Consider the following 21,289-nt stretch of genomic DNA (forward strand, 5'->3'; position numbering starts at 1 on the left):
ATTTCCTTAGTTATTCTTGTTCTTCAATGAAAAAGGAATATCCCTCTTTTGCATTGCCAGTTAAAACCACCTTTGCCGCAGATACATTTTCTAGATTTTGTTCGAAGAATGAATCAGAATCTAATACTGCTGAACTAATTGCGTGAGAGGTCTGTATCTCTGATGCTATTCCCCAATATAATTTTGGTTTTAATTTAAAGGTGGCTTTCTGACCGTAGGCAACAATTTTTTTAGAAATAAGTACCTTGTCATTCTTACTTAAGTAGGCGCTAACACCGTTTTGAACTTTTATTTCGTTTGTTAACTCTATCTCATCGCCTTTTACAGCATTACCGTTCTCTATCAATACGATACCTGAGTTTTTTTCAGTGACCGTGTAGCGTTTCCCTGGTAAACAAGTGAGTGATTTTGTTTGGTTAATGCCTTGCTCCCAAGTAGCGAAAATCTCTGTTTTTACAGGGTAGGTAAATGTGCTCATGGAGTCTTGCCCTATTGACTCTATGACTTTCCACGCTATTCCATTTTGTAATGCATTAAAGGAGGGGAGCTCATTTGCCGAGAATATAAATATCTTTGGCATATCTTTATTAAGTGAACGATTGATATAGGTGATCTTTGTGTCACAAAGCATGTCGTTACTCCTTTTTATTTATGTTAATTGGTGGTTTGTTATATAAACGTTTTAAAGTGGACTTCGTTCCATTTATATTTTATTTAGTGATGTTTTTATCTTTTCTCTTGCACGGTGGATACGCTGTCTGACTTGGTGTGCTGGAATACTATGCTCATGACTTATCTCTTTGTAGTTTTTCTCATTAAAGAAAAAGTCAAAGGTAATTGCTTTGTTTTTATCGTTGAGTCTATTTATTACTGCTTTTACTACTTTGATAGACTTTATGTCTGCACTATTTTTGAAAGGTTCGTCTATAAGGTATTCTTGGTTACTAAAGGTAGCCTCAATACTTTTTGATTGGGATCGTCTCAATTTGTCGAATTGTATGTTTCTGGCAAGCAGGGTTAACCACCCTCGTATATTGGAACTTGGATTAGCTGTCTTAAAGCTATCATAAGCTTTAAGCATTGTGTCTCCGACAACATCCTCCGCATCCCAGTGGTTCAGCATTAATTTAAATCTACAGTATTTGTAAAGATGTTCTGATATCGAAGGCCAGCAGGAGAAGTAGTCATCAGGCCTTTGCTGCAGTTCATACATTAGCGTTATTTTTTTAGCAGGATTGATTATGCAGCTAGGCTTGTTAACTTTATTCATTATACATTCCTTGTATAGTGGGGATAAAGATAATAGCTATCAGTTATCCCCCTCATCTATTTTGATTAAATAATATGACTTTTTGAGTTAAAAACCTTTTATTTATGCATGAGTTTCTTTGCTAGATGCATCAATACTTGTATTTGCTCTATATTCCCTTGGTGATTGATTAAAGGCTCGTCTAAATGCTGTTGAAAAATTATTTGAGTCAGGGTAACCAACACTTTCAGAAACTTGCAAAATTGTTAATGAGGTATTTTTTAGCAGCTTAGCGGCATATTGCATTCTTTGTTGCCGTATCCAAGAAAAAACTGTCATACCATAGGTTTGATTAAATGCTGATGAGAGTTTGTTTCTATTAGTTCCAATCTCTTTAGTGAGAGACTTTAAGCTTATCTCATTTGCTATTTGGCTCTTGAGGTATTCAGCGGTTCTGATTGCTAATATTTCATTTTCAGATACTTTATGCTTCCTTGCATCGGTGACACTTTCAACGTGATGTAATGCATTACGGATCCTATAGAGTAGCTCCTCTTTTATTATTGGAAAGCTTATATAGTCTCGAATTCCTGAGGAAAATAATCTCTGCTTCTCTGTTGATGCTATATCTTCAATAGCGAGTATTGGGGGAGTGGTTATACCTACTCTATGAAAGGTAGTAGATATTGCTCTTAATATGGAAAACACTGCTTGTGAGTTCTTATTCATTACATCTATGATTAATAGCTTTGTTTCTGAAAGTTGCTTTATGTTGTCAGGAGGGAAAATGCTAATGAAATGGACATTATAGTCATTATCTTTTAACAGTTTATGTATTGGAAGTTTTCTCTCTTCACCTATATCAATTAATGATAATGTTTTGTTGCTGTTTTTTTATGTTTAACATCTCTATTCTCTCACTGTGTTAGTCAGGGTGGATTCAAAACTGGTTATTTTTTTATAGTAAATTACCATGTTAAATATCGTTGGAATATTACAGACCATTACAGTAGAAATGAGCCATTAGTGGCAAGTTGGCAGAGGGGGAAATAGTAGAGATATAAAGAAAAGGCTTAGTAAAGCACTAAGCCTTTTTAGTAGTGGTTCGACATTAGAGTGCCACTTTAATGCTTACAGCATTAAAGGTTTGAAGCATCTAAAAAGTCTTCAGAGTGTGGATCGCCTGTCGTGTTGCTGAAGTTATTGGTACTTTCAGCAGACTGTAGGAGCTGTGCACGGGTATTTTCAAATGCTGTTCCGTTCGCTTGCTGCGGATTTGAAGCTAAGAAAAGAGCCGCAGCGCCAGCAACATGAGGTGAGGCCATTGAGGTTCCGCTCATTGTTGTAGTACCACCACCAGCTCTGAGTGACAAGACACTGCCGCCTGGCGCCGCGATGGCCACTGGTGCAGAGTTGTTTGTTGTCCAGCTAGCACTTTGAGCGCCCCAGTTAGAGAAGCTATTCCAATCATCTCCCTCTTTGGCTGAGCTTACAGTGATCACTGTGTCTGAGTATCCTGCAGGCGTGTAGTTTACTGCGTTATCGCTGTCATTACCTGCAGCAACCACAACAACGACACCTGCATTACGCGCATTACAGATAGCTTCATGGTAAGAGTCATTACCTGTAAAGCCGCTATTGGTACAACTACCAGTTACATTGCCGCTACCACCAATAGACATGTTAACGACAGCAGCTTCGCCACGCGCTTGTACCTCAGAGGTAACCCAGTCAAGTGCTGCAATGGTGCTTGAGTTCGGGCATGAACCACGGCTTGAACAGATTTTTGCGGCATGTAAAGTGACTTGTGAAGCCATACCGACAACGTCGATATCATTATTTAATGCTCCGATAGTGCCACCAACATGGGTGCCATGACCATGATCATCATCCCAAGGGTTACTGCAGCTTCTGCCTTTACACTGCTCAAATGCCATGCTGTTACTGATGTTAGCAGCCAAATCAGGGTGATCTGAATCTAAACCTGTATCGAGAACATACACATGTACGCCAGCGCCTTCGTTTGAGTTAGCATCAGCTCCAGTGCGTGCAATGCCCCAAGGCATGGTTTGCGCTGCAGGTGGGTTGCCTCCACCAGGTTTACCTTTATTAATTGTTTTAATGCCATCGAACTCAATAGATGCAACATTTGGGTTATTTCGTAGCGCATCTAATCGACCTTGAGTTACAGATGCTGAGAAACCAAAAAATGCACTACCATAAGAGTATTTAACCGCGCCAACGCCCATACCAGCGGCTAAGTTCTTTGCGTTACTCTTATTTGCTTGGTGACCAGAAATGGCTAAATCAGAGTTTAATTTTACAATCACATCTAATTTACCATCTGAGTTGCCTGCAACAACTGAACTACTACCTAAAATCAACATGCTTGCTGCGAGATATTTCATTTTAAAATTCATAAACCAGCCTACTTATTATTAGTATTAAATCATTATTTTTAAGGGTAAGCAGAATCAGTCTGCTTTGTTACTCACACAAAATAGCTGCTTGTTAACTATTTTGTAACACGATAGATAACCTGCCTTATTTTTAAATGTTTATCAATAGAACTAATTGTCATTTTTATATCGTGACATTTCTGGTTTGCTGATTTAGATCTTAGACCTAGTTACATGTGAAGTGGTAAACAGATACCGTTTCACATACAGCTAGTTATATTAATTGCGTTAGAAGATATTTAGCAAAACAATAGTCTAAAAACCGTCTCATTAAAGAGTCAATGTAAAAATATCTTTGCGGCAGATTTTTGGTATATTGGTATAACCAAAAAGTGAAAGGAATATTAATTTAGAATGCTTCAGGTACTAGTTTTTTGATTTAAAGATAATGTAAGGGAAATTCTGTAATAAAGTTTTACTTATTTACGGATTGGGCATATTAAGATTAGAGGTAACGCCGCAAAGTATGAGCTAGCTTAGTGTTACAAGTCATTAAGGGGCGGGCAATGACAAACTAATCATTACTTTGTAAATTCCTTTTTGAGTATTGAATTCCCGTTCGGTGCTGATAATCTTGCGCCATTGTAAGCAATAATAAGAATCGAAATGACAAAGCTTTTAAAGACACTGCATAACTGGATTGGTTTTTTTATCAGTTTGATCATGCTAATAGTGTTAACAACAGGGATCTACCTAGGTTGTGCGGATCTGTTTAAACGTTTAGATGACAAAAATCAGCAATATGTTAGCTTAACCCACGAGCAAAAAGCGGAAATAGCCAGCCAAATATTGCTCAGTTATCCAGAGATGAATGGCGTAAAACTGCCGACTGAAATGTCGCCTTACGTTGAGGCCTATACGCGGCAACAATCAATATTTTTAACCACAGGGCTTGATGAGATTAGTACTCAAGTGAAAAACAAAAATTCACTGCAAAGCTGGATGTTTTGGTTTCATCGTAATTTCCAGCTCAGTGATCCGGGTAAACACGTCAATGCAGTTAGTGCCATTTTAGCGACAGTGATTATGTTTATCGGTCTTTATCTGTGGTGGTTAATTCGTAAAGGATTTAGGTGGAAACAGACGCTACCTAAAAACGGCAAGAACAGCGCGTTAATCAAGAGTCATATTCAGCTAGGGCTGATCTTCTCAATTCCACTATTAGTGATGTCCATTAGCGGTGCCTATATCACTTATGGTTCATGGGGAGAATCAACACTGGATGATAACCGTGTGAAACCTGTACTAGCTCAGGCTGATAACTGGCGAGCACAGATTTTAGCTGCGCAGTCTTTATGGCCAAACTCTGAGTTAGTTTCAATCTCCAAGCCTCGCAAAGCTGAGGCAACAGGTTACATCTACTCATTAAGCTTTAATGGTGATAATGCCTTAGGTTTATTGCAAACCGATACGATAAAAATTGATCTAAATACGGGTCGGTTAGAGTCAGCTCAAACCTTTAGCGATAAAGGCTTAGCCTATCAGTTAAAGTACAGTGCCCGCTTTTTACATGATGGCGCTAGAATGCCAACTTGGTACCTGCTTTTACTGATCATTAGCTCAATTGTTGGCACGTTAATGGTGGGATTTGTGTTAGTGACCTTTACTCGAAAAGAGATTATCGCTCGTGTAAAAGCTAAACCTCTTGTGAAAGTAAAAGTGAGTTAAAATACTCTTTTTCCCTCATTGGGCATGTTAGCCCTCTTGATACTCTGCTCCTTCAAACAAAATTGAAGGGGCTGAGTGTTGCTGTTTTTGTTAAGCCTTCAGTCTGTTTTTTAGAAACTCAATGACTAATTGGGTTCGTTTAGGTAGGTGCTCTCTCCTGGGGTAGAGAATATAAAGCGGTAATATAGCTGTTGTTCGCCATTGAGGAAGTAACCGTACCACTCTGTTACGTTCACTCTTCGTGAGTTTATCTAGCGCAAAGTCTGCAAGTGTCGCGACGCCGATTCCCGCCAACATGGCTTCAACCATAGAAGGAATAAGGTTTGTTTTAAAGCTACCATCAAGTTTGATATTGCAGCTTTCTCTATTATTAAATTGTGTGATTTTAGATGTGTGCTCGTACTCTTGGTTGCTCTCATCTTTGACAAAAGTCCAGTTATCCAGATTGAGTATTTCACTCTTATAGATAATGTGTTGGTAACGGTTTAATTCAGCGGGGTGGTTAATAATGCCATGTTGTTCAATATAAGTATCAAGCGCGTAAGGGGCACAAGTTACCGCTTTCATTTTATGGCCAACCAGTCCCTCTGGTGGAGTATCTGTTAGGTAAACAGCAATATCGAAACTCTCTTGAACAAGATCAGACATCTGCTCTGTAAACAGCAGTTCAATCTCTATCCTTGGGTAGAGCGTATTGAATTCAGCGAGTAGCGAGGAGAGTCTGCCTGCTCCGAAAGAGCTTGAAGCTGATATTTTAACTCTTCCTGAAGCCACATTGTTATTGAAAAGTTTGTTTTCAATAGCTTCAGCATGCTCCATTAACGCTTTAGCCTGATGATAAAATTCAAGACCATCTTGTGTTACTACGAACTGCCTTGTTGTTCTGTGGATCAACTGCTTATTTAGCAAATTTTCCAACTTGACTAACTGGCGACTCACATGAGCATTGGAGCAGCCCAGTCGCTGTGCTGTTGCTGAGATACTTTTTTCTTCGCAAAGTTGAATGTAAAGGGGGAGGTAACTTAACCAGATTATTTCCATATGGTAATTTTGATTATCATTTTTGTAGGTTCTGGAAATAATAGTGAGCAGCTAGACTCTTTGCAATATTAAAGAGGAGAGTTGTAATGAAACAATTTAATAGTTGGCTTGATTCCGAAAGGCTAAAAGAGCAGATCACTAACCCAAATATTCAAGTAGGGGAACACTCATATTATTCAGGTTTTTACCATGGAGGTTCATTTGAGGAGCAAGCTGTACGTTACTTGTTGGGAGATGGCTCCACCTCTGATATTTGGGAGAGTGGCGTGTATGGAGAAGTTGATAAACTTATTATAGGTAAATTTTGCTCTATTGCCTCCGGGGCAACATTTATGCTTGCCGGTAATCAAGGGCATCGAATTGATTGGGTATCTACCTATCCTTTCTCGACGGAGACATTTGGTGAGGGTGTAGACAGTGGCTTTCAACGTTCAGGTGACACTATCATTGGCAATGATGTGTGGATTGGCAGTGAAGCCATGATAATGCCTGGTGTTTATATAGGTAATGGCGCGGTCATTGGTGCAAGAGCTGTCATAACTAAAGATGTTGCACCATATAGCCTTGTTGTTGGCAATAATCAGCTGGTGAGAAAGCGTTTTAACGATGCCACTATTGAAAAATTACTACAGATAAAGTGGTGGGATTGGCCAATGGAAAAACTTAAAGGCGGGATGCCACTGCTCTGTAGCGGTGATGTGGAGGGACTGTTTAAATATCATTTTGCATCCATTACTTAAATAAGTAATGGATGCATCAATTATAGAGTTTGTTACATAGGGTAGAACCTATCTATCTGTCTATACTTAGGACAGGTTCTATCCAAGATCAAATGGAGTGTGGGATGCTTTATCAAAGTGGCTCTTTACAGGATGGTGATGAGGTTCAAGTTGATATGGATGCCATTGAAGAGTTTTTCGATGACTTTAAGAGTGCACACAGTACCTGTGACTCGGTTTTGATCCAACTTGAAGACGATCCGAATAACGACACCTTACTTAACTCTCTATTCAGATCGATCCATACCATAAAGGGCAACCTTGTCTATGTAGGTCTGAAAGACCTCACTCCGATGATCCAAAGCTTAGAAGATCTTCTGGATGCTATCCGCCATAAACAGATCCCATACGATAGCTTGCTCTGTGATGTCATTTTACTCTCACTGGATAGAACTGAGAGCATGGTTCAAGCAAGAATAGAGGGGGCTTCTCTTGTACTCTCTGATGATGATATCGATAGCTTGTGCATTAACATTAGTTGTATGGCCGATGTTGGGCCTGAAGATAGAATTGAATATATCAAAGCTTGCCTGTTTATCTTAGATCCTGATACTCACCTTGAAGTTCAGTCCCAACTGGACTCCTCGATGGCTGGGGAAGCGGAAGAAAAATGTGATACTAGAGAGCTTAGGGTCAACACAGACTACTTAATTAGTAATGAATCTGTAAAAGATAAAGAGTTTGATGATGTGCTTGAAAAGCATGGTGTCGATCTTGATGAAGACATTCGTTTCTTTAAAAATCTGAGTACTCCTTTAGAGAGCCGCTCATTTTATTGGAAAGGGCGTACACTTCGTTTATTGGTTCTATCTCTGGCAATGAATGAGCGTTCTGGAAACAGAGTCGATGCCTCTCAACTTGCAGTGGCGGTGATGATGCACGATCTGGGTATGTCATTTCTATCTCGATCCTTGTTGATCAATACCGGCGCTTTAAGTGAAAATGAAAGGTATGCTTTACAGCGTCACCCTGGCACCAGTTCCCTTTTGTTAAGCGAATTTGAAAAGTGGGGCGATGCAGCCTTGATGGTTCTACAGCATCATGAACAGATAGATGGCTCAGGATACCCAAATCATCTTACTGGAGATAAAATTTGCGATGGGGCTAAAATTATCGCCATAGCAGACACCTTCGATGCCAGATCACATGAAAGAGCGCATCATACCCTGCTCAAGCGGCCTTTGGTTCGGACCATGAATGAGATAAATAACTTCTCCGGCACCCAGTTCGATCCCTTCTGGGTTGAGATATTTAATCAGGTTGTGGGGGCGGCTAACCATTGAGAGTAATATTAACAACATGGCGGTACGTAGTTTTTATCTTCAATCCCAATAAGATTAGATGACAGACCAGTGATCTATTTTCTCTAAGCTTTAATGAGTCCGGTAACATCTATTTGTGTCGTTGATTACTGTGACCTTTTGCTACTTTTCCCATACAAGTGCTCGCAAAACTTGGCCAGCTAACGACTGGATTATCTTGGGGGATTCGCTTAGTTTTGATGTAACCACTTTTACTTAAATCATTCTGATATCACGCCAAAACTCATTTTTAGGCAAAGATGACAATTATTTTCAATCTAGTGTCCAAGAATGATTTGCTCATGCGTCATAGAGATATCGATTCGGTTTTAAAACCGTGACAAAGTCGATAACACTTTATAGCTTCTAGAAAATTAAGGAAATATTATGTCTAAGCAGTTTCTCTGTATCCAACGCAGTCAGTCTGGTCCCTGTGAATCTACCCCTTCACCGTCGCCGTCACAAATGGAGGCAATGTATGCCAAATTTAATGCTTGGAAAGATAAATATGGTGAACATATTGTCGATATGGGGGGCAAACTCAATGCTGATGGTAGAGTCGTGAAGCAAGACAGTGCCCATGATGGTCCATTTATTGAGTCTAAAGAGATTATAGGAGGCTTTATGATAGTCTCTGCCGACAGCTTAGAGTTTGCTACAGAGATAGTTCAAGCAAGTCCTGGTGTCTCAATGCCAGGCTCTAGTGTTGAGATAAGAGAGATACACAAGCCTTGATAGCCAAGGAGCTGGTTGATCATCTGTTTCGTCATGAGTATGGAAAGTTGGTCTCACTACTGTCGCATCGAGTTGGGATGCGACATATTGAGATGGTCGAAGATGCCGTGCAGTTTGCGTTAACCGCAGCATTGGATAACTGGATAAGAGAGCAAATACCTAAAAATCCCACCGCGTGGCTTTTCAGAGTTGCAAGTAATAGGCTTGTGAGCGAGCTAAGGAGTGAGAGTAGGCACAATCAGTTGTTACAAGATAACATAGAACAGCTGACTGAAAAGGTGGCTGAACTACCTCAGTTCTATCTATCTAATGAGCTTGAAGATGAGCTGTTGCGCATGCTGTTTATCTGCTGCGATCACAGTATTCCCATCGAGTCACAGCTTGTTTTTGCACTTAAAACTCTGTGTGGCTTTAGTATTAATGAGATTGCTATTCGGTTATTTTCAAATGAAGCAAATATATATAAACGTTTGAGTCGTGCTCGTCATGTCCTCAAAAATACTGCCCCTCCAGCGTTTGACTTATCAAGTCGTGATTACATTAAGCGTTTACCAGCAATAAACCGCGTACTCTATCTGATGTTTACTGAGGGGCATCTGTCCTCTAATGTGGACTTTGCAATTCGAAAAGATCTTTGTGAAGAAGCGATACGACTAACTCTGATCTTAGTTAATCACTCCGTTGGGGATAAACCCGAATGCCATGCGTTACTCTCTTTAATGTACCTTCATCTATCGAGAATGGGTGCAAGAGAGGATGAATTCGGTTCACTACTTTTACTGGAAGAGCAAGATAGGTCCTTATGGGATAGAGGCTGTATTGAGCAAGGCCTCTACTGGTTAGCGAGTTCGGCTCAGGGAAAATGTTTCTCACGCTATCATGCCGAAGCGGGAGTGGCTGCTGAACACTGCCTTGCCCCCTCTTTCAAGGAGACCAATTGGGAGCGAATTGCTGAGTGCTACCTGCTACTAGAGCAATCGACGCCCTCAGCCCTTCATCAGTTAAATCGCGCGATAGCAGTTGCACAGTGGAAGGGCGCAGCTGCAGGCTTAGAGATTTTGCAAGCTGCCACGCCACCCGGTTGGCTAGGCTTAAGCTATCAATGGAGTGCTGTACTTGCCGATCTGCATTTTAGAACCGGCAATAATGAGTTAGGCGAGCGTTATAGTGCCGAGGCTATTCATTTCGCACCCAGCTCACAAATTTGTACTCTCCTTAAGCGCAGGTTTACTAAAAGTAGAGGGGAAGGGCATTAAGCTATCACTAGCACTTATCTCTTATCTCTTATCCAGTTTCATCATCATATTTGAAGCTTATCGCCTGTTTTTTAGTTCGAAATTGTCGGTTTAACTTGTGAAAGCTTGCTGTGATTAGTTAGTCTGCATATATCTTTTTGGGAAGTGAACACCTTTTTCATCAACAGATCTTACAACACGATATGCAGGGAGCCATATGTCGGAAAACAGTAAAGTTAACTCATCCCCATTAACCCTTAGTCAGTTTGCTGGTAGCGACAAACGGACACTTTCGGAACTCACCATAGGTGATTATCTCGATCAGGTTGCAGCGCAATACCCAGAGAGCTTAGCCATCGTAGTTAAGCATCAAAATATTCGTTGGAACTATCGAGAATACCAGCAACATATCGATGAGCTTGCCATTGGTCTGTTAGAACTTGGTATTAAGCCTGGGGATAGGGTTGGGATCTGGTCTCCAAATAATATCGAATGGTGTTTAACTCAGTTTGCGACGGCAAAAATAGGGGCCATTATGGTCTGTATTAATCCCGCATATCGAGCAGAGGAGCTTGCGTTTTCACTGACTAATGTAGGCTGCAGCGCTATTATTTGCGCTGAGAAGTTTAAAAGCAGCCATTATCTTAAAACCCTGTATGAGTTGGCTCCCGAACTTAATGAGTGTGGGCCTGGTCAGTTATCATCTGCAGCTTTACCAGATCTAAAACATGTGATCCGCATGGGAGAGACACATTCACAGGGTATGTTTAACTTTGACCAATTAATACGACCTTTAACCTCTGATGATAAGCACAGACTTAAGCATGTCAGTCAGCATCTTAACGCACAAGATGCCATTAACATTCAGTTTACTTCAGGTACTACAGGTTTACCCAAAGGTGCAACACTGAGTCATCACAATATTTTAAATAACGGTTTGTTAGTGGCTGAGATGATGGATCTAAGCAGTGATGACAAACTATGTATTCCGGTACCTCTCTATCACTGTTTTGGCATGGTGCTGGGTAATTTAGTCTGTATCGCCAAGGGAGCGACGGCTGTTTTTCCTTCAGAGTCTTTTGAACCGCTTACCTGTTTACAGGTGGTTGAAGAGGAGCGTTGCAGTGGGCTTCATGGGGTACCTACTATGTTTATTTCCATGCTTGAACTCGAAGAGTTTGCTCAGTTTAACTTAACTAGTTTACGAACCGGGATCATGGCTGGCGCGACCTGTCCTGAGGAGGTGATGCGCCGAGTACAAAAATTGATGTACATGAAAGAGGTGCTAATTGGTTATGGGCAAACCGAGTGTAGCCCGATCAATCACATCACTGAGATAGACTCTCCTTTGGATAAGCGAGTGACCACAGTTGGTCGTGCTTTGGCCCATACTAACGTCAAAGTTATCGATGAGTTTGGTGACATCTTGCCAGTAGGTGAGGCTGGAGAGGTGTGCAGCCAAGGTTATTGTGTAATGCAGGGCTACTGGAATGATATAGAGAAAACAGCGGCCACAATCGATAAGCAGGGCTGGCTGCACTCAGGGGATATCGGTGTTATGGACTCTGAGGGTTACGTTAAAATTGTGGGGCGCATTAAGGATATGATCATACGTGGCGGTGAGAATATCTACCCTAGAGAGATTGAGGAGAAGCTGTTTACCCACGGCGATGTACAAGATGTTGCCGTCTTTGGTGTCAAGAGTGAAAAGTACGGTGAGGAGGTCTGTGCTTGGATAAAACTCAGACCCGGTTGTGTCGGTGCTGAGGAGTCAATTCGTGGTTTTTTGGAGCAAAAACTCGCCTATTTTAAAGTGCCACGCTACATTAAGTTCGTTACGCAATACCCCATGACTGTGACGGGTAAGATACAGAAATTTAAGATGCGAGAGATGATGTATCAGGAGCTACATCAAGGCTTGAATCAAAACAATGTATAGATTCTTCTTGTCCATAGACAAAATGCCAGTCGAGATGACTGGCATTGTTGGTGTTAATGCTAATTGATATTACTGCTGTTTATAGACTTGGCCATCTTTCATCACAAAGGTGACATTTTCCATTAAGCTAATATTTTCTAACGGATCACCATCGACAGCGATAATATCAGCCATAAACCCCGCTTTTATCTGACCCAAATTATCTTGCTTAAGTAGGGCTGCACTATTGATGGTTGCTGCCTGAAGGGCTTGAATGGGGGTCATGCCAAAGGTGACCATACGGGAGAACTGCTTACCATTGTCACCATGGGGATAGATAGCTGCATCTGAGCCAAACACCATATTCGCCCCCTCTTTAACCGCTTCTCTAAAGCTCTCTCTTTGGGCTTTAGACACCAACTTCTCTTTATTGATATTCTCCTCAGGCACCCCATTTGCAGCGCCAAAGGCAAGGGTATACTCAGTGTTGTAGATATCACAGGAGAGATAGGTACCAGCCTTAATGGCCATCTTTATCGCTTCTTTATCCATAAAGCTGCAGTGTTCAATACTGTCGATCCCAGCTTTTATCGATGCTTTTATTCCACTGGTGCCATGAGCGTGAGCCGCAATGGTTAAACCACGCATATGCGCTTCATCGACTGCAGACTTTATCTCCTCATAGCTGAGCTGTTGTACACCGACTTTTGTGCCTTTGGAAAACACACCGCCAGTTGCACAAACCTTGATGGCATTGGCGCCAAATTTTATGTTTTCACGCACTTTAGCTCTAACAGCCCAAGGTCCGTCGGCGACACCATCAGCGATCGATTTTTTCTCAGGAGCCGAGAAGTTATCATCACAATGACCACCTGTGATACTGATTGGATTGCCGACAGCCCAGATCCTAGGACCTGGAATTTCGCCGGCATTAATACCATCACGAGTGGCGATAACGGCATAGCCTGATGCGCCGAGATCGCGAACTGTAGTAAAACCTGCTAACAATGTCAGCTTGGCATTTTTAACCGCTTTAACTGTCTGGCGGGGAATGGAGTAATTTTGGGCTGCTAAGAAGTCATCTTCTGCGTCACCTGCGAGGTGCACGTGCATATCCATGACACCTGGTACCAAGACTTTGCCACTTAGATCAATCAGATTATAGGAAGCTCTATCTGTTAGTTTATCTTGCTTTGTGACCTTAACTATCTGGTTATTACTAACAATGATCGCTGCATTTTCTACGGTTTTTCCCTTAGCAACATCCACATAGCCATCAGCGATCAATAAGGTGTCTTGTGCAAAAACTGGCAAGTGAATACCTAAGCTGAGTAATGCTGTGATAGCCAATCTCTTAGGGAGCCGTTTGATGTAGGTCTTATCTATTATCTCAGTGGTTTTCATACTCGCTTCCATATTCATACAGTCCACACTTCATTGTTTGAGATTATCATACGCTAACAGGTTGGATTTTTGTTATCTAAGTTAAAGGAGGAATGAAGAGTATAGATGAAATGGTTGGAGCTACCCGAGCTGTATAAGCTCGGAGTAGGTGGGATGTATAAGCAGAAAATAAAAGTTATCGGTTATTAAACCAGTCCGAGAACTCTTTAAAGTCAATTCGACCATTGCCGTCGGTGTCGATGGCATCGAAGCCGATAGGATCGCTCTCCCCTGGGGCTAGCGCCTCAAGTGCTACGAGTAAGCGGTTAAATTCTGATAACTCGATGGTGCCATCGCTGTCGGTATCGAAATGGGTAAAATTGTCTTCTAGCTCTTCAATGCTTATCTGTGTCATAACACTTCCTTAGTTTTGATAATGGCTATGTTCCATTTAGGAAAAACTGCTATTTTCCCGACATACAATAGTAATGGAGACACTTGTTTACCGTTTCAAGGCTTGCGTTATAAGAAAGTGGTTGTGACTGAAATAAAAAAGGCCAAAGCCCTAGCTCTTAAAGAGCGAGTGACTTTAGCCTTAGGCTGCAGTTAAGCGACTTTTTTAGCTTCCGCTTCAGCCTTGCTTGCTAGATATTCATCAAAAGTACCGTGGAAGTTCACCAGTTGCTTATCTTTAACATCGATAATATGCGTCGCAAGAGATGAAACAAATTCGCGGTCGTGACTGACAAACAGTAGGGTGCCTTCAAACAACTTCAGCGCATTGTTTAACGCTTCAATGGCTTCCATATCCATGTGGTTAGTTGGTTCATCCATTACTAATACATTGATATCTTGCATCATCAGTTTGCCAAACAGCAGGCGGTTTTTCTCTCCACCTGAGCAGTTACGCGCTTTTTTGTTGGCGTCATCCTCTGTAAAGAGTAGGCGACCTAACATACCACGGACCATAAGATCGTTATGCTTAGGTGTGCGCCATTGTGACATCCAGTCAAAGAGGGTTAGATCATTATCAAAATCTTTGCTGCTGTCTTGTGGACAGTAGCCGATAGCGGCATTCTCTGACCATTTAATCACACCTTGAGTGTTAGACAGTTCATTGACCAGACAGCGTAGTAGGGTTGTTTTACCCACACCATTCTCACCAATTACAGCTAGTTTAGCACCCGCTTCGAGAATGAGGTTGCCGCCTTCAAATAGCATTCCATCTTCAAAACCATGACCAAGATCTTCGATAACAAGCGCCTGACGGTGTAGCTTTTTACTTTCATCAAAGCGCAGCGATGGTGTCATACGGCTAGTTGACTTAACTTCATCTAGGCTTATCTTTTCAAGTTTCTTAGCACGTGAGCTTGCCTGTTTCGCCTTTGATGCGTTAGCCCCAAAACGATTAACAAAGTCCTGTAACTCAGCCATTTCGGCACTTTTCTTGGCATTACCTGCCAGTAACTGCTCCTGAATAAGACCTGACGCCTCTAGGAAGTACTCATAGTTACCTGGGTAGATCCGCAGCTCACCGTAATCGATATCTGCCATATGGGTACAAACAGAGTTAAGGAAGTGCCTGTCGTGCGAGATGATGATCATGGTGCATTTACGTTGATTAAGCTCCTCCTCTAACCAAGATATGGTATGAATATCCAGGTTGTTGGTAGGCTCATCGAGCAACAGAATATCTGGGTTAGCAAACAGAGCCTGCGCCAGTAGAACCCTAAGTTTCCAACCTGGTGCAACTTGCTGCATCAAGCCAAAATGAAACTCCTCCTCAATGCCTGCATCGAGTAAAATCTCACCGGCGCGACTCTCTGCACTGTAACCGTCCATCTCAGCAAAGATACTTTCAAGTTCAGCGACTTTCATGCCGTCCTCTTCGGTCATCTCTGGTAGTGAATAGATGCGCTCACGCTCCTGCTTGACCTTCCACAGTTCAGCATCGCCCATGATCACGGTATCGATAACACTGTACTGTTCAAATGCGAACTGATCTTGACTCAAGGTACCTAGCTTTAAGCCTGGAGTGATTGATACATTACCTGAACTTGGCGCAAGGGCACCACTGAGGATCTTCATAAAGGTGGACTTGCCACAACCGTTTGCACCGATTAAACCGTAGCGGTTGCCGTGACCAAATTTAGCTGAAATGTTTTCAAACAGAGGCTCAGCACCAAACTGCATTGTGATGTTCGCGGTAGAGATCAAAGAGGTATTCCCAGGTAAAGTTAAGCAGGTTAATTTTGACTTGAGCTCGAATAAAGAGAGTGATGCCAAATAAGACGTGCAAATTTGCGTAATTAATTAGGTCGCGGATTATACAGAGCAACTAGCGGGTATGTCGAGCCTTGGCTGACGATTAATGTATGCCGTCCATTAAAATGGGCGGCATGGTATGGGTTAACTCGACGCGATGGCTTTACTTGCTACCCAATGTGAGTGAGATACAAGTAAGTTTGTTTGCAGTGGTGTGAGTTTTATAACGCCACTATTTTCCATAAAGGTCTCGTAGTGAGGGAAATTATCGAGACCATGGGGATCCCAATCATCTTGATCTTGCTCCTTAAGGTGCTCCTTTAATCTCTTATCTTTGAGGGTATTTTCAAAACCTTGGGAACGCTGGTTATAAACCCAGGTGATCTCAACGTCTTGATCACCTTTTACTCCAAACTTATGGTTCGCTATCGTCGTCAATTTTTGCGTCGCAAACAGAGCCTGTTTAGCAGGTATGCCATTAGCCTTGCTGTCTACTTTCTCTGCCAGTAACTCGATCAGCTCTAACAGTGGTGCTTCTCCGCCTTTAAATACCAAATTATCGGAGAAATTGGACAGTTTATGCCAGTTCTTAAGAGGAACAAACAGGGCTTTAACCGAGCGATTAAGATCTGTTTTAGCAATTTTCTTACTTGCAGCTCTATCGGGTTTTGACAGCTTCTTGTCAGGCTTAAAGGCTTTCTTGGTATTGATAAACACATAGATACGTTTAACGCCACGGGCGAGCAATGGCATGATGCCTAAGTTTTCACTGTGCCCACCATCTGAGTGACTATACTCCTCAACTAGGCGTTCGGTTCCTTTAGCGGTGTGTATCGGAATATGATTAAACTCAGGGAAGCCTAAAGATTTTAAACCTAAAAATTCAGTGACTTCTTGTGGCGCTGCACCAGTACTGGCCATAATATCGGCCAATGAAAATGCTCGTTCGTTGGTAAAGTCGAGTCCTTTTTTTGGCGCACGTTTAACACTGAAAATGGTTTTATCCCCTTGAGTCACTATCTTATAGGGGCCAATACAGTCATAACCATATGAGTCGATATAACCGCCACCAAAGTTATCATCAGCATTGAACCAGTCATCATCAAGAAAATGTTGTTTGATGCCACTGTACAAAGGTGTGTACTCCACTGGATAACTTTGGTTGAAGTTGACTCCATCTGGATTTTGCAGTGTCGCACCGACAATGAGGAAAGGTGAGCCTTCTCTTGAGGTAACAAAATCTTCAGGTGTGAGTGTTTGAGGGTTAATGGCACAAGCACTCTCGACAGAGGCATTATCAAAACTAAAGCTCTGATCTGCACTATCTAACTTAAATGGTTTCAAAAACACTTGGCTTAATACATGGGCAAAGCTCTCATCACCATAGCCTTTAAAACCCGCTTTAATGAGCCGACCAACAACGGCTGAATGAGTAATACTGTATTGCAGGCTGTGTAGAGGTGCCGGTGATTCAATTTTCTCTAAGGTGATATCTTCAGGCGGTAATATCTCTCCCCAAAATCGCTCAAGTTGTATCTCACTGATAAAGGTATAGGGGATGGCGGCCCATGCGCCTCCAGATACGCTGGAGATATACTTAACTTTATTGATAAGACCTGAGTCATGGAGTGCTTTAAGTTGGCCTAATGTGCAACAAGCACTGCGCGTACCTCCACCAGAGAAGGTGATACCTACCTCTTTATCTTTACTTCGTGTATTAAAGCTCGCTAACGTCGTTTCAGGGTAGGGGCTAGTGTTGGTCATCCTGTAGGTGACCGCTTTTAGTTGTTTGGTCATAGCTGATTCCTTAGCTGATTATCCAAAACTGATTAACCAACCACCTAAACCAGTCCTTAAGGCGGTTAGTAGCTAAACATTACATGACTGAGACAATAAACCCAAATCTGCTTATTCAAATCTTTATTGATGTAAGTTCAAAGCGGCTTAGTATAAAATGCATTCCACACTCCAGCTTTAAATACCTATCTCATGATTGAAGAGCAAAAGAATAATCCACTGCACGGACTTAAACTCGAAGTAATGCTTACTGAACTAGTCGATTTTTATGACTGGAAGATCTTATATGCAGCTCTACGGTTAGAGTGTTTTAACCTCAACCCTTCACATGAAGCTTGCCTTAAGTTTTTAAAGAAAACCGAGTGGGCACGTGAACGAGTTGAAAGCTTTTATCTTTATCGTTTTAAGCGTATGCCAAAGGGAAGTAGTGCACAGTTTGAACTTAAGCCGCGGGAACGAGGTTTTGCCGATGGTATTGTGCCGCGTAAACCAGAAACGTTAACGATAGAGCTTATTGAGCAGATGCGAGCTAAAGCGACTGCCGATTATGAAGCGATGAAAGCAAACAAGAGCAAAGGTTATGGTAAGAAGGTTTATGATGGGGCTTATAAGACCCGAACTAACGATAAACGACCTAAGCCTTCTCAAGATCCTAAAAACCCTTGGGGTAAGTAAAGCTAACGTGTTTTACAGTCTATATTGACTCACTCATAACCCTGCAATAAAGCAATTTTTATTGCAGGATAATTTTACTCAAGGGTTTTATTCCATATTCCTCTTATTTCTTTAAAAGTGCTACCATCACTGTTAAATATTTTCGTCATTCATGTGGAAATATAGAAAGAAGCAAAAAGAATGATATAAGTAAAATATTATCAGGGTAAAAATGTTCATACTGATCCTGCATTGATTTTCCTTATTATACTCATGAGTAATATACATGTGTCGCCTACCATCAATACATGCATTATTCCTTTACTGAATATTGATATAACAAACTATTTACTTGATGGAAGATTATGTAAAACATTAAGTTTAATACTTAAGTTTTACAGCGAACACTAAGTGATTTACATGTAAATGTTCTATTTTCATACTGTAACTTATATTTATTCACTATTAAATGTTTCGTAGATAAATATAAATGCCATTTATTACAGCTGGTTACCTTTATCTATCATGGTTTAAGATTCATTTTCAAAAAAAATGACAGTGATAGAAAAGTTGACATATTAGGTAAGTGATTCGGTTATTTTACTGAAGTAATAAAGTGTTATTTGTAAATATGATTTTACACCCTGATAACTAAATTGGCTTTATTTGTTTTATTATTGTTCACAACGGTCAAATAATGCTCTAGGTTAATTATGCCTTAAGGCAAAATTATAATAAATGGAGTAACACATGCATAAGAAACAATTGATAGCAGTAGCGATTGCTGCAGTAATTTCATCAAGTGCTGTAAATGCTGATGCTTATCAAGCTCAAATGATTGAGGTCGAACAATCACGAGCTATTAAAGATAATTATATCGTCGTATTTAATACCCCTAGCGTTTTAAACTTGTCCGACAACTTATCTGTGGAGAGCTTTGCTATTCAGCAAGGTAATTCATTAGAGAATCGGTATAACGTAAATGTAAAAAGAAACTTTGGTAATTCACTTAATGGTGTTTTGGTGCAAGCAAATAAAGAGCAGTTGAAAGCGTTGCAACAAGATCCAAATGTGAAATACATAGAGCAAGATCAAATCATGTCTATTAACCCTATGGTCGATATTGCGGGCGATCAAAGCGGTGCGACTTGGGGTTTAGATAGAGTCGATCAACGAGATCTACCGTTAAACAATAACTACCATTATGATTTCGATGGCAGTGGGGTGACCGCATATGTTGTCGATACTGGTGTATTAAACACCCATAATGAGTTTGGTGGTCGAGCATCTAGTGGTTATGACTTTGTTGACAATGATAATGATGCAACTGACTGTAACGGACATGGTACCCATGTTGCCGGCACCATAGGTGGGTCGACATATGGTGTTGCAAAGAATGTTAACGTGGTTGGCGTTCGAGTATTAGGTTGTTCTGGCTCAGGTAGTAACTCAGGTGTTATTGCTGGTATTAACTGGGTTAAGAATAATGCTCAAGGCCCCTCAGTTGCTAATATGAGTTTAGGTGGCGGTGCATCACAGGCTACCGATGATGCCGTTAATTCAGCTGTGGCTGCTGGGATCACCTTTGTGGTTGCTGCGGGTAACGATAATAGCAACGCTTGTAACTATTCACCTGCAAGAGCTGCTGATGCTATCACTGTCGGTTCAACAACAAGTAGTGATTCACGCTCAAGTTTTTCTAACTATGGCAGCTGTTTAGATATCTATGCGCCTGGCTCAAGTATCAAGTCAGCTTGGTACAACTCAAACTCAGCGACGAATACCATTAGTGGAACGTCGATGGCATCCCCTCATGTTGCTGGTGTTGCAGCGCTTTACCTTGATGAGTCTCCAAGTTCGACGCCAACTCAAATAGAGTCTCTACTCTCATCACGCTCATCAAGTGGCAAGGTGTCAGATGCAAGATCGGGTTCACCAAATAAGCTTGTTTACTCGCTTACTGGCGATGGCGGGGGATGTGGGAACGATTGTCCAGGTGGCGACACTGAGCTGACTAATAATCAGGGAGTAACGGTTAATGGTGGAACAGGTTCTGAAACCATGTTCTTCATTGATGTTCCAGCAGGAGCGACCAGTCTTTCTGTAAATCTTGCCGGTGGCTCAGGTGATGCTGATATCTATGTTCAGCAGGGAGCTCAACCAACACAAACTCAATATCAATGTCGTCCATACAAGAACGGCAACAATGAGTCCTGTGACTTCTCGGCTCCAGCAGCGGGTAAATGGTATGTCATGGTTCGTGGTTACTCTAGCTATAGCAATGCAACACTTACAGCCAGCTTCTCAACAGGTGGAGGCGGATGTACCAGTGGCGCTTGTTTAGAAAATGGCGTACCTGAGACTAACCTTAGTGGAGCAAGGCTTTCTGAGACGTTTTATACTATAGATGTTCCGGCTAACTCTCAGCTTACTGTGACCACCAGCGGTGGTAGTGGTGATGCTGATCTTTATGTAAAAGCGGGTAGTGCACCTACGACTGGCAGTTATGATTGTCGCCCTTATCGAAATGGCAACAATGAGACCTGTTCAATCAATGTATCTCAAGCAGGCACTTACCATGTGATGTTAAGAGGTTATTCGGCTTATAGCGGATTGCAGCTCACTGCAAGTTACTAAATATTGTCGGTTTCCCTAGTAAGCAGAGCCAATGGCTCTGCTTTTTTATTTTCAGCCCTAAACCACCTACTTCAGTAGGTGGTTATCATCAATTAGGCTTTGCCTGAATATCTACTCATGTTAATTGAACTCTAACTTTTAGCGAAGTCATAGAGGATAAAAAACATG

The 21,289-nt window shown here is 41.5% G+C and carries 17 protein-coding genes; 8 read left to right on the forward strand and 9 right to left on the reverse strand.

Annotation, left to right across the window (positions count from 1 at the left end; translation table 11 throughout):
• Positions 1 to 10 precede the first annotated feature (10 nt).
• From K0625_RS22105 to K0625_RS22120, 4 genes are all read right to left on the reverse strand, one after another.
• Positions 11 to 631 (reverse strand): hypothetical protein, encoded by a 621-nt coding sequence (locus K0625_RS22105; RefSeq protein ID WP_220111621.1) that lies wholly within the window; start codon positions 629 to 631, stop codon positions 11 to 13.
• Positions 632 to 703: 72 nt separating this feature from the next.
• Positions 704 to 1,270: a sigma-70 family RNA polymerase sigma factor gene (locus K0625_RS22110; RefSeq protein ID WP_220111622.1), complete on the reverse strand. Its 567-nt coding sequence runs from the start codon at positions 1,268 to 1,270 to the stop codon at positions 704 to 706.
• 102 nt (positions 1,271 to 1,372) lie between these two features.
• Positions 1,373 to 1,978 (reverse strand): helix-turn-helix transcriptional regulator, encoded by a 606-nt coding sequence (locus tag K0625_RS22115; protein WP_220111623.1) that lies wholly within the window; start codon positions 1,976 to 1,978, stop codon positions 1,373 to 1,375.
• 410 nt (positions 1,979 to 2,388) lie between these two features.
• Positions 2,389 to 3,669, reverse strand: coding sequence for a S8 family serine peptidase (locus K0625_RS22120; RefSeq protein ID WP_232847241.1), 1,281 nt, complete (start codon positions 3,667 to 3,669; stop codon positions 2,389 to 2,391).
• A gap of 645 nt (positions 3,670 to 4,314) precedes the next feature.
• On the opposite strand from K0625_RS22120, the gene K0625_RS22125 reads away from it, so the two are divergent.
• Positions 4,315 to 5,376, forward strand: a complete 1,062-nt coding sequence (locus tag K0625_RS22125; protein ID WP_220111624.1) for a PepSY-associated TM helix domain-containing protein — start codon at positions 4,315 to 4,317, stop codon at positions 5,374 to 5,376.
• 90 nt (positions 5,377 to 5,466) lie between these two features.
• Here the strand turns inward: K0625_RS22125 and K0625_RS22130 are convergent, their stop codons facing one another.
• Complete coding sequence (locus tag K0625_RS22130) at positions 5,467 to 6,417, reverse strand: LysR family transcriptional regulator (protein ID WP_220111625.1); 951 nt, start codon at positions 6,415 to 6,417, stop codon at positions 5,467 to 5,469.
• A gap of 86 nt (positions 6,418 to 6,503) precedes the next feature.
• Between K0625_RS22130 and K0625_RS22135 the strand changes: the two genes are divergently transcribed.
• The 5 genes from K0625_RS22135 (at position 6,504) to K0625_RS22155 (ending at position 12,406) form a co-directional block, all read left to right on the forward strand.
• Positions 6,504 to 7,157, forward strand: coding sequence for a CatB-related O-acetyltransferase (locus K0625_RS22135; RefSeq protein ID WP_220111626.1), 654 nt, complete (start codon positions 6,504 to 6,506; stop codon positions 7,155 to 7,157).
• A 104-nt stretch (positions 7,158 to 7,261) separates the two neighbouring features.
• A complete protein-coding gene (locus K0625_RS22140) occupies positions 7,262 to 8,479 on the forward strand; it encodes an HD domain-containing phosphohydrolase (RefSeq protein ID WP_220111627.1) in 1,218 nt (405 codons plus the stop codon).
• 405 nt (positions 8,480 to 8,884) lie between these two features.
• Positions 8,885 to 9,232: a YciI family protein gene (locus tag K0625_RS22145; protein WP_220111628.1), complete on the forward strand. Its 348-nt coding sequence runs from the start codon at positions 8,885 to 8,887 to the stop codon at positions 9,230 to 9,232.
• Entirely contained in the window at positions 9,229 to 10,488 is a 1,260-nt protein-coding gene (locus tag K0625_RS22150) for an RNA polymerase sigma factor (protein ID WP_232847242.1), read from the forward strand. Before K0625_RS22145 ends, K0625_RS22150 begins: the two co-directional genes overlap by 4 nt.
• 196 nt (positions 10,489 to 10,684) lie before the next feature.
• Positions 10,685 to 12,406 (forward strand): AMP-binding protein, encoded by a 1,722-nt coding sequence (locus K0625_RS22155; protein WP_220111629.1) that lies wholly within the window; start codon positions 10,685 to 10,687, stop codon positions 12,404 to 12,406.
• Between the two features lie 69 nt (positions 12,407 to 12,475).
• Here K0625_RS22155 and K0625_RS22160 read toward each other — a convergent pair whose 3' ends face one another.
• The 4 genes from K0625_RS22160 to K0625_RS22175 form a co-directional block, all read right to left on the reverse strand.
• Entirely contained in the window at positions 12,476 to 13,789 is a 1,314-nt protein-coding gene (locus tag K0625_RS22160; protein ID WP_232847243.1) for a Xaa-Pro dipeptidase, read from the reverse strand.
• Between the two features lie 175 nt (positions 13,790 to 13,964).
• Positions 13,965 to 14,183, reverse strand: coding sequence for an EF-hand domain-containing protein (locus K0625_RS22165; protein ID WP_220111631.1), 219 nt, complete (start codon positions 14,181 to 14,183; stop codon positions 13,965 to 13,967).
• A 191-nt stretch (positions 14,184 to 14,374) separates the two neighbouring features.
• Positions 14,375 to 15,985: an ABC-F family ATPase gene (locus K0625_RS22170; protein WP_220111632.1), complete on the reverse strand. Its 1,611-nt coding sequence runs from the start codon at positions 15,983 to 15,985 to the stop codon at positions 14,375 to 14,377.
• A 192-nt stretch (positions 15,986 to 16,177) separates the two neighbouring features.
• The gene (locus K0625_RS22175; RefSeq protein ID WP_220111633.1) at positions 16,178 to 17,830 is read right to left on the reverse strand and encodes a hypothetical protein; all 1,653 of its coding nucleotides are present in this window, start codon (positions 17,828 to 17,830) and stop codon (positions 16,178 to 16,180) included.
• A gap of 192 nt (positions 17,831 to 18,022) precedes the next feature.
• Here K0625_RS22175 and K0625_RS22180 point away from each other — a divergent pair, with 192 nt between their 5' ends.
• Positions 18,023 to 18,505, forward strand: a complete 483-nt coding sequence (locus tag K0625_RS22180; RefSeq protein ID WP_220111634.1) for a VF530 family protein — start codon at positions 18,023 to 18,025, stop codon at positions 18,503 to 18,505.
• Positions 18,506 to 19,234: 729 nt separating this feature from the next.
• On the forward strand, positions 19,235 to 21,121 hold the full coding sequence (locus K0625_RS22185) for a S8 family peptidase (protein WP_220111635.1): 1,887 nt from the start codon (positions 19,235 to 19,237) through the stop codon (positions 21,119 to 21,121).
• Positions 21,122 to 21,289: the final 168 nt, after the last annotated feature.

Origin of the sequence: Shewanella nanhaiensis (assembly GCF_019457885.1) — a bacterium.
Lineage (GTDB): Bacteria > Pseudomonadota > Gammaproteobacteria > Enterobacterales > Shewanellaceae > Shewanella > Shewanella nanhaiensis.

Excerpts from the sequence above, each read along its gene's own strand:
- K0625_RS22105 (WP_220111621.1), bottom strand. The coding sequence starts at position 631 with ATGCTTTGTGACACAAAGATCACCTATATCAATCGTTCACTTAATAAA.
- K0625_RS22110 (WP_220111622.1), bottom strand. The coding sequence starts at position 1,270 with ATGAATAAAGTTAACAAGCCTAGCTGCATAATCAATCCTGCTAAAAAA.
- K0625_RS22115 (WP_220111623.1), bottom strand. The coding sequence starts at position 1,978 with ATGAATAAGAACTCACAAGCAGTGTTTTCCATATTAAGAGCAATATCT.
- K0625_RS22120 (WP_232847241.1), bottom strand. The coding sequence starts at position 3,669 with ATGAATTTTAAAATGAAATATCTCGCAGCAAGCATGTTGATTTTAGGT.
- K0625_RS22125 (WP_220111624.1), top strand. The coding sequence starts at position 4,315 with ATGACAAAGCTTTTAAAGACACTGCATAACTGGATTGGTTTTTTTATC.
- K0625_RS22130 (WP_220111625.1), bottom strand. The coding sequence starts at position 6,417 with ATGGAAATAATCTGGTTAAGTTACCTCCCCCTTTACATTCAACTTTGC.
- K0625_RS22135 (WP_220111626.1), top strand. The coding sequence starts at position 6,504 with ATGAAACAATTTAATAGTTGGCTTGATTCCGAAAGGCTAAAAGAGCAG.
- K0625_RS22140 (WP_220111627.1), top strand. The coding sequence starts at position 7,262 with ATGCTTTATCAAAGTGGCTCTTTACAGGATGGTGATGAGGTTCAAGTT.
- K0625_RS22145 (WP_220111628.1), top strand. The coding sequence starts at position 8,885 with ATGTCTAAGCAGTTTCTCTGTATCCAACGCAGTCAGTCTGGTCCCTGT.
- K0625_RS22155 (WP_220111629.1), top strand. The coding sequence starts at position 10,685 with ATGTCGGAAAACAGTAAAGTTAACTCATCCCCATTAACCCTTAGTCAG.
- K0625_RS22160 (WP_232847243.1), bottom strand. The coding sequence starts at position 13,789 with ATGAAAACCACTGAGATAATAGATAAGACCTACATCAAACGGCTCCCT.
- K0625_RS22165 (WP_220111631.1), bottom strand. The coding sequence starts at position 14,183 with ATGACACAGATAAGCATTGAAGAGCTAGAAGACAATTTTACCCATTTC.
- K0625_RS22175 (WP_220111633.1), bottom strand. The coding sequence starts at position 17,830 with ATGACCAAACAACTAAAAGCGGTCACCTACAGGATGACCAACACTAGC.
- K0625_RS22180 (WP_220111634.1), top strand. The coding sequence starts at position 18,023 with ATGATTGAAGAGCAAAAGAATAATCCACTGCACGGACTTAAACTCGAA.
- K0625_RS22185 (WP_220111635.1), top strand. The coding sequence starts at position 19,235 with ATGCATAAGAAACAATTGATAGCAGTAGCGATTGCTGCAGTAATTTCA.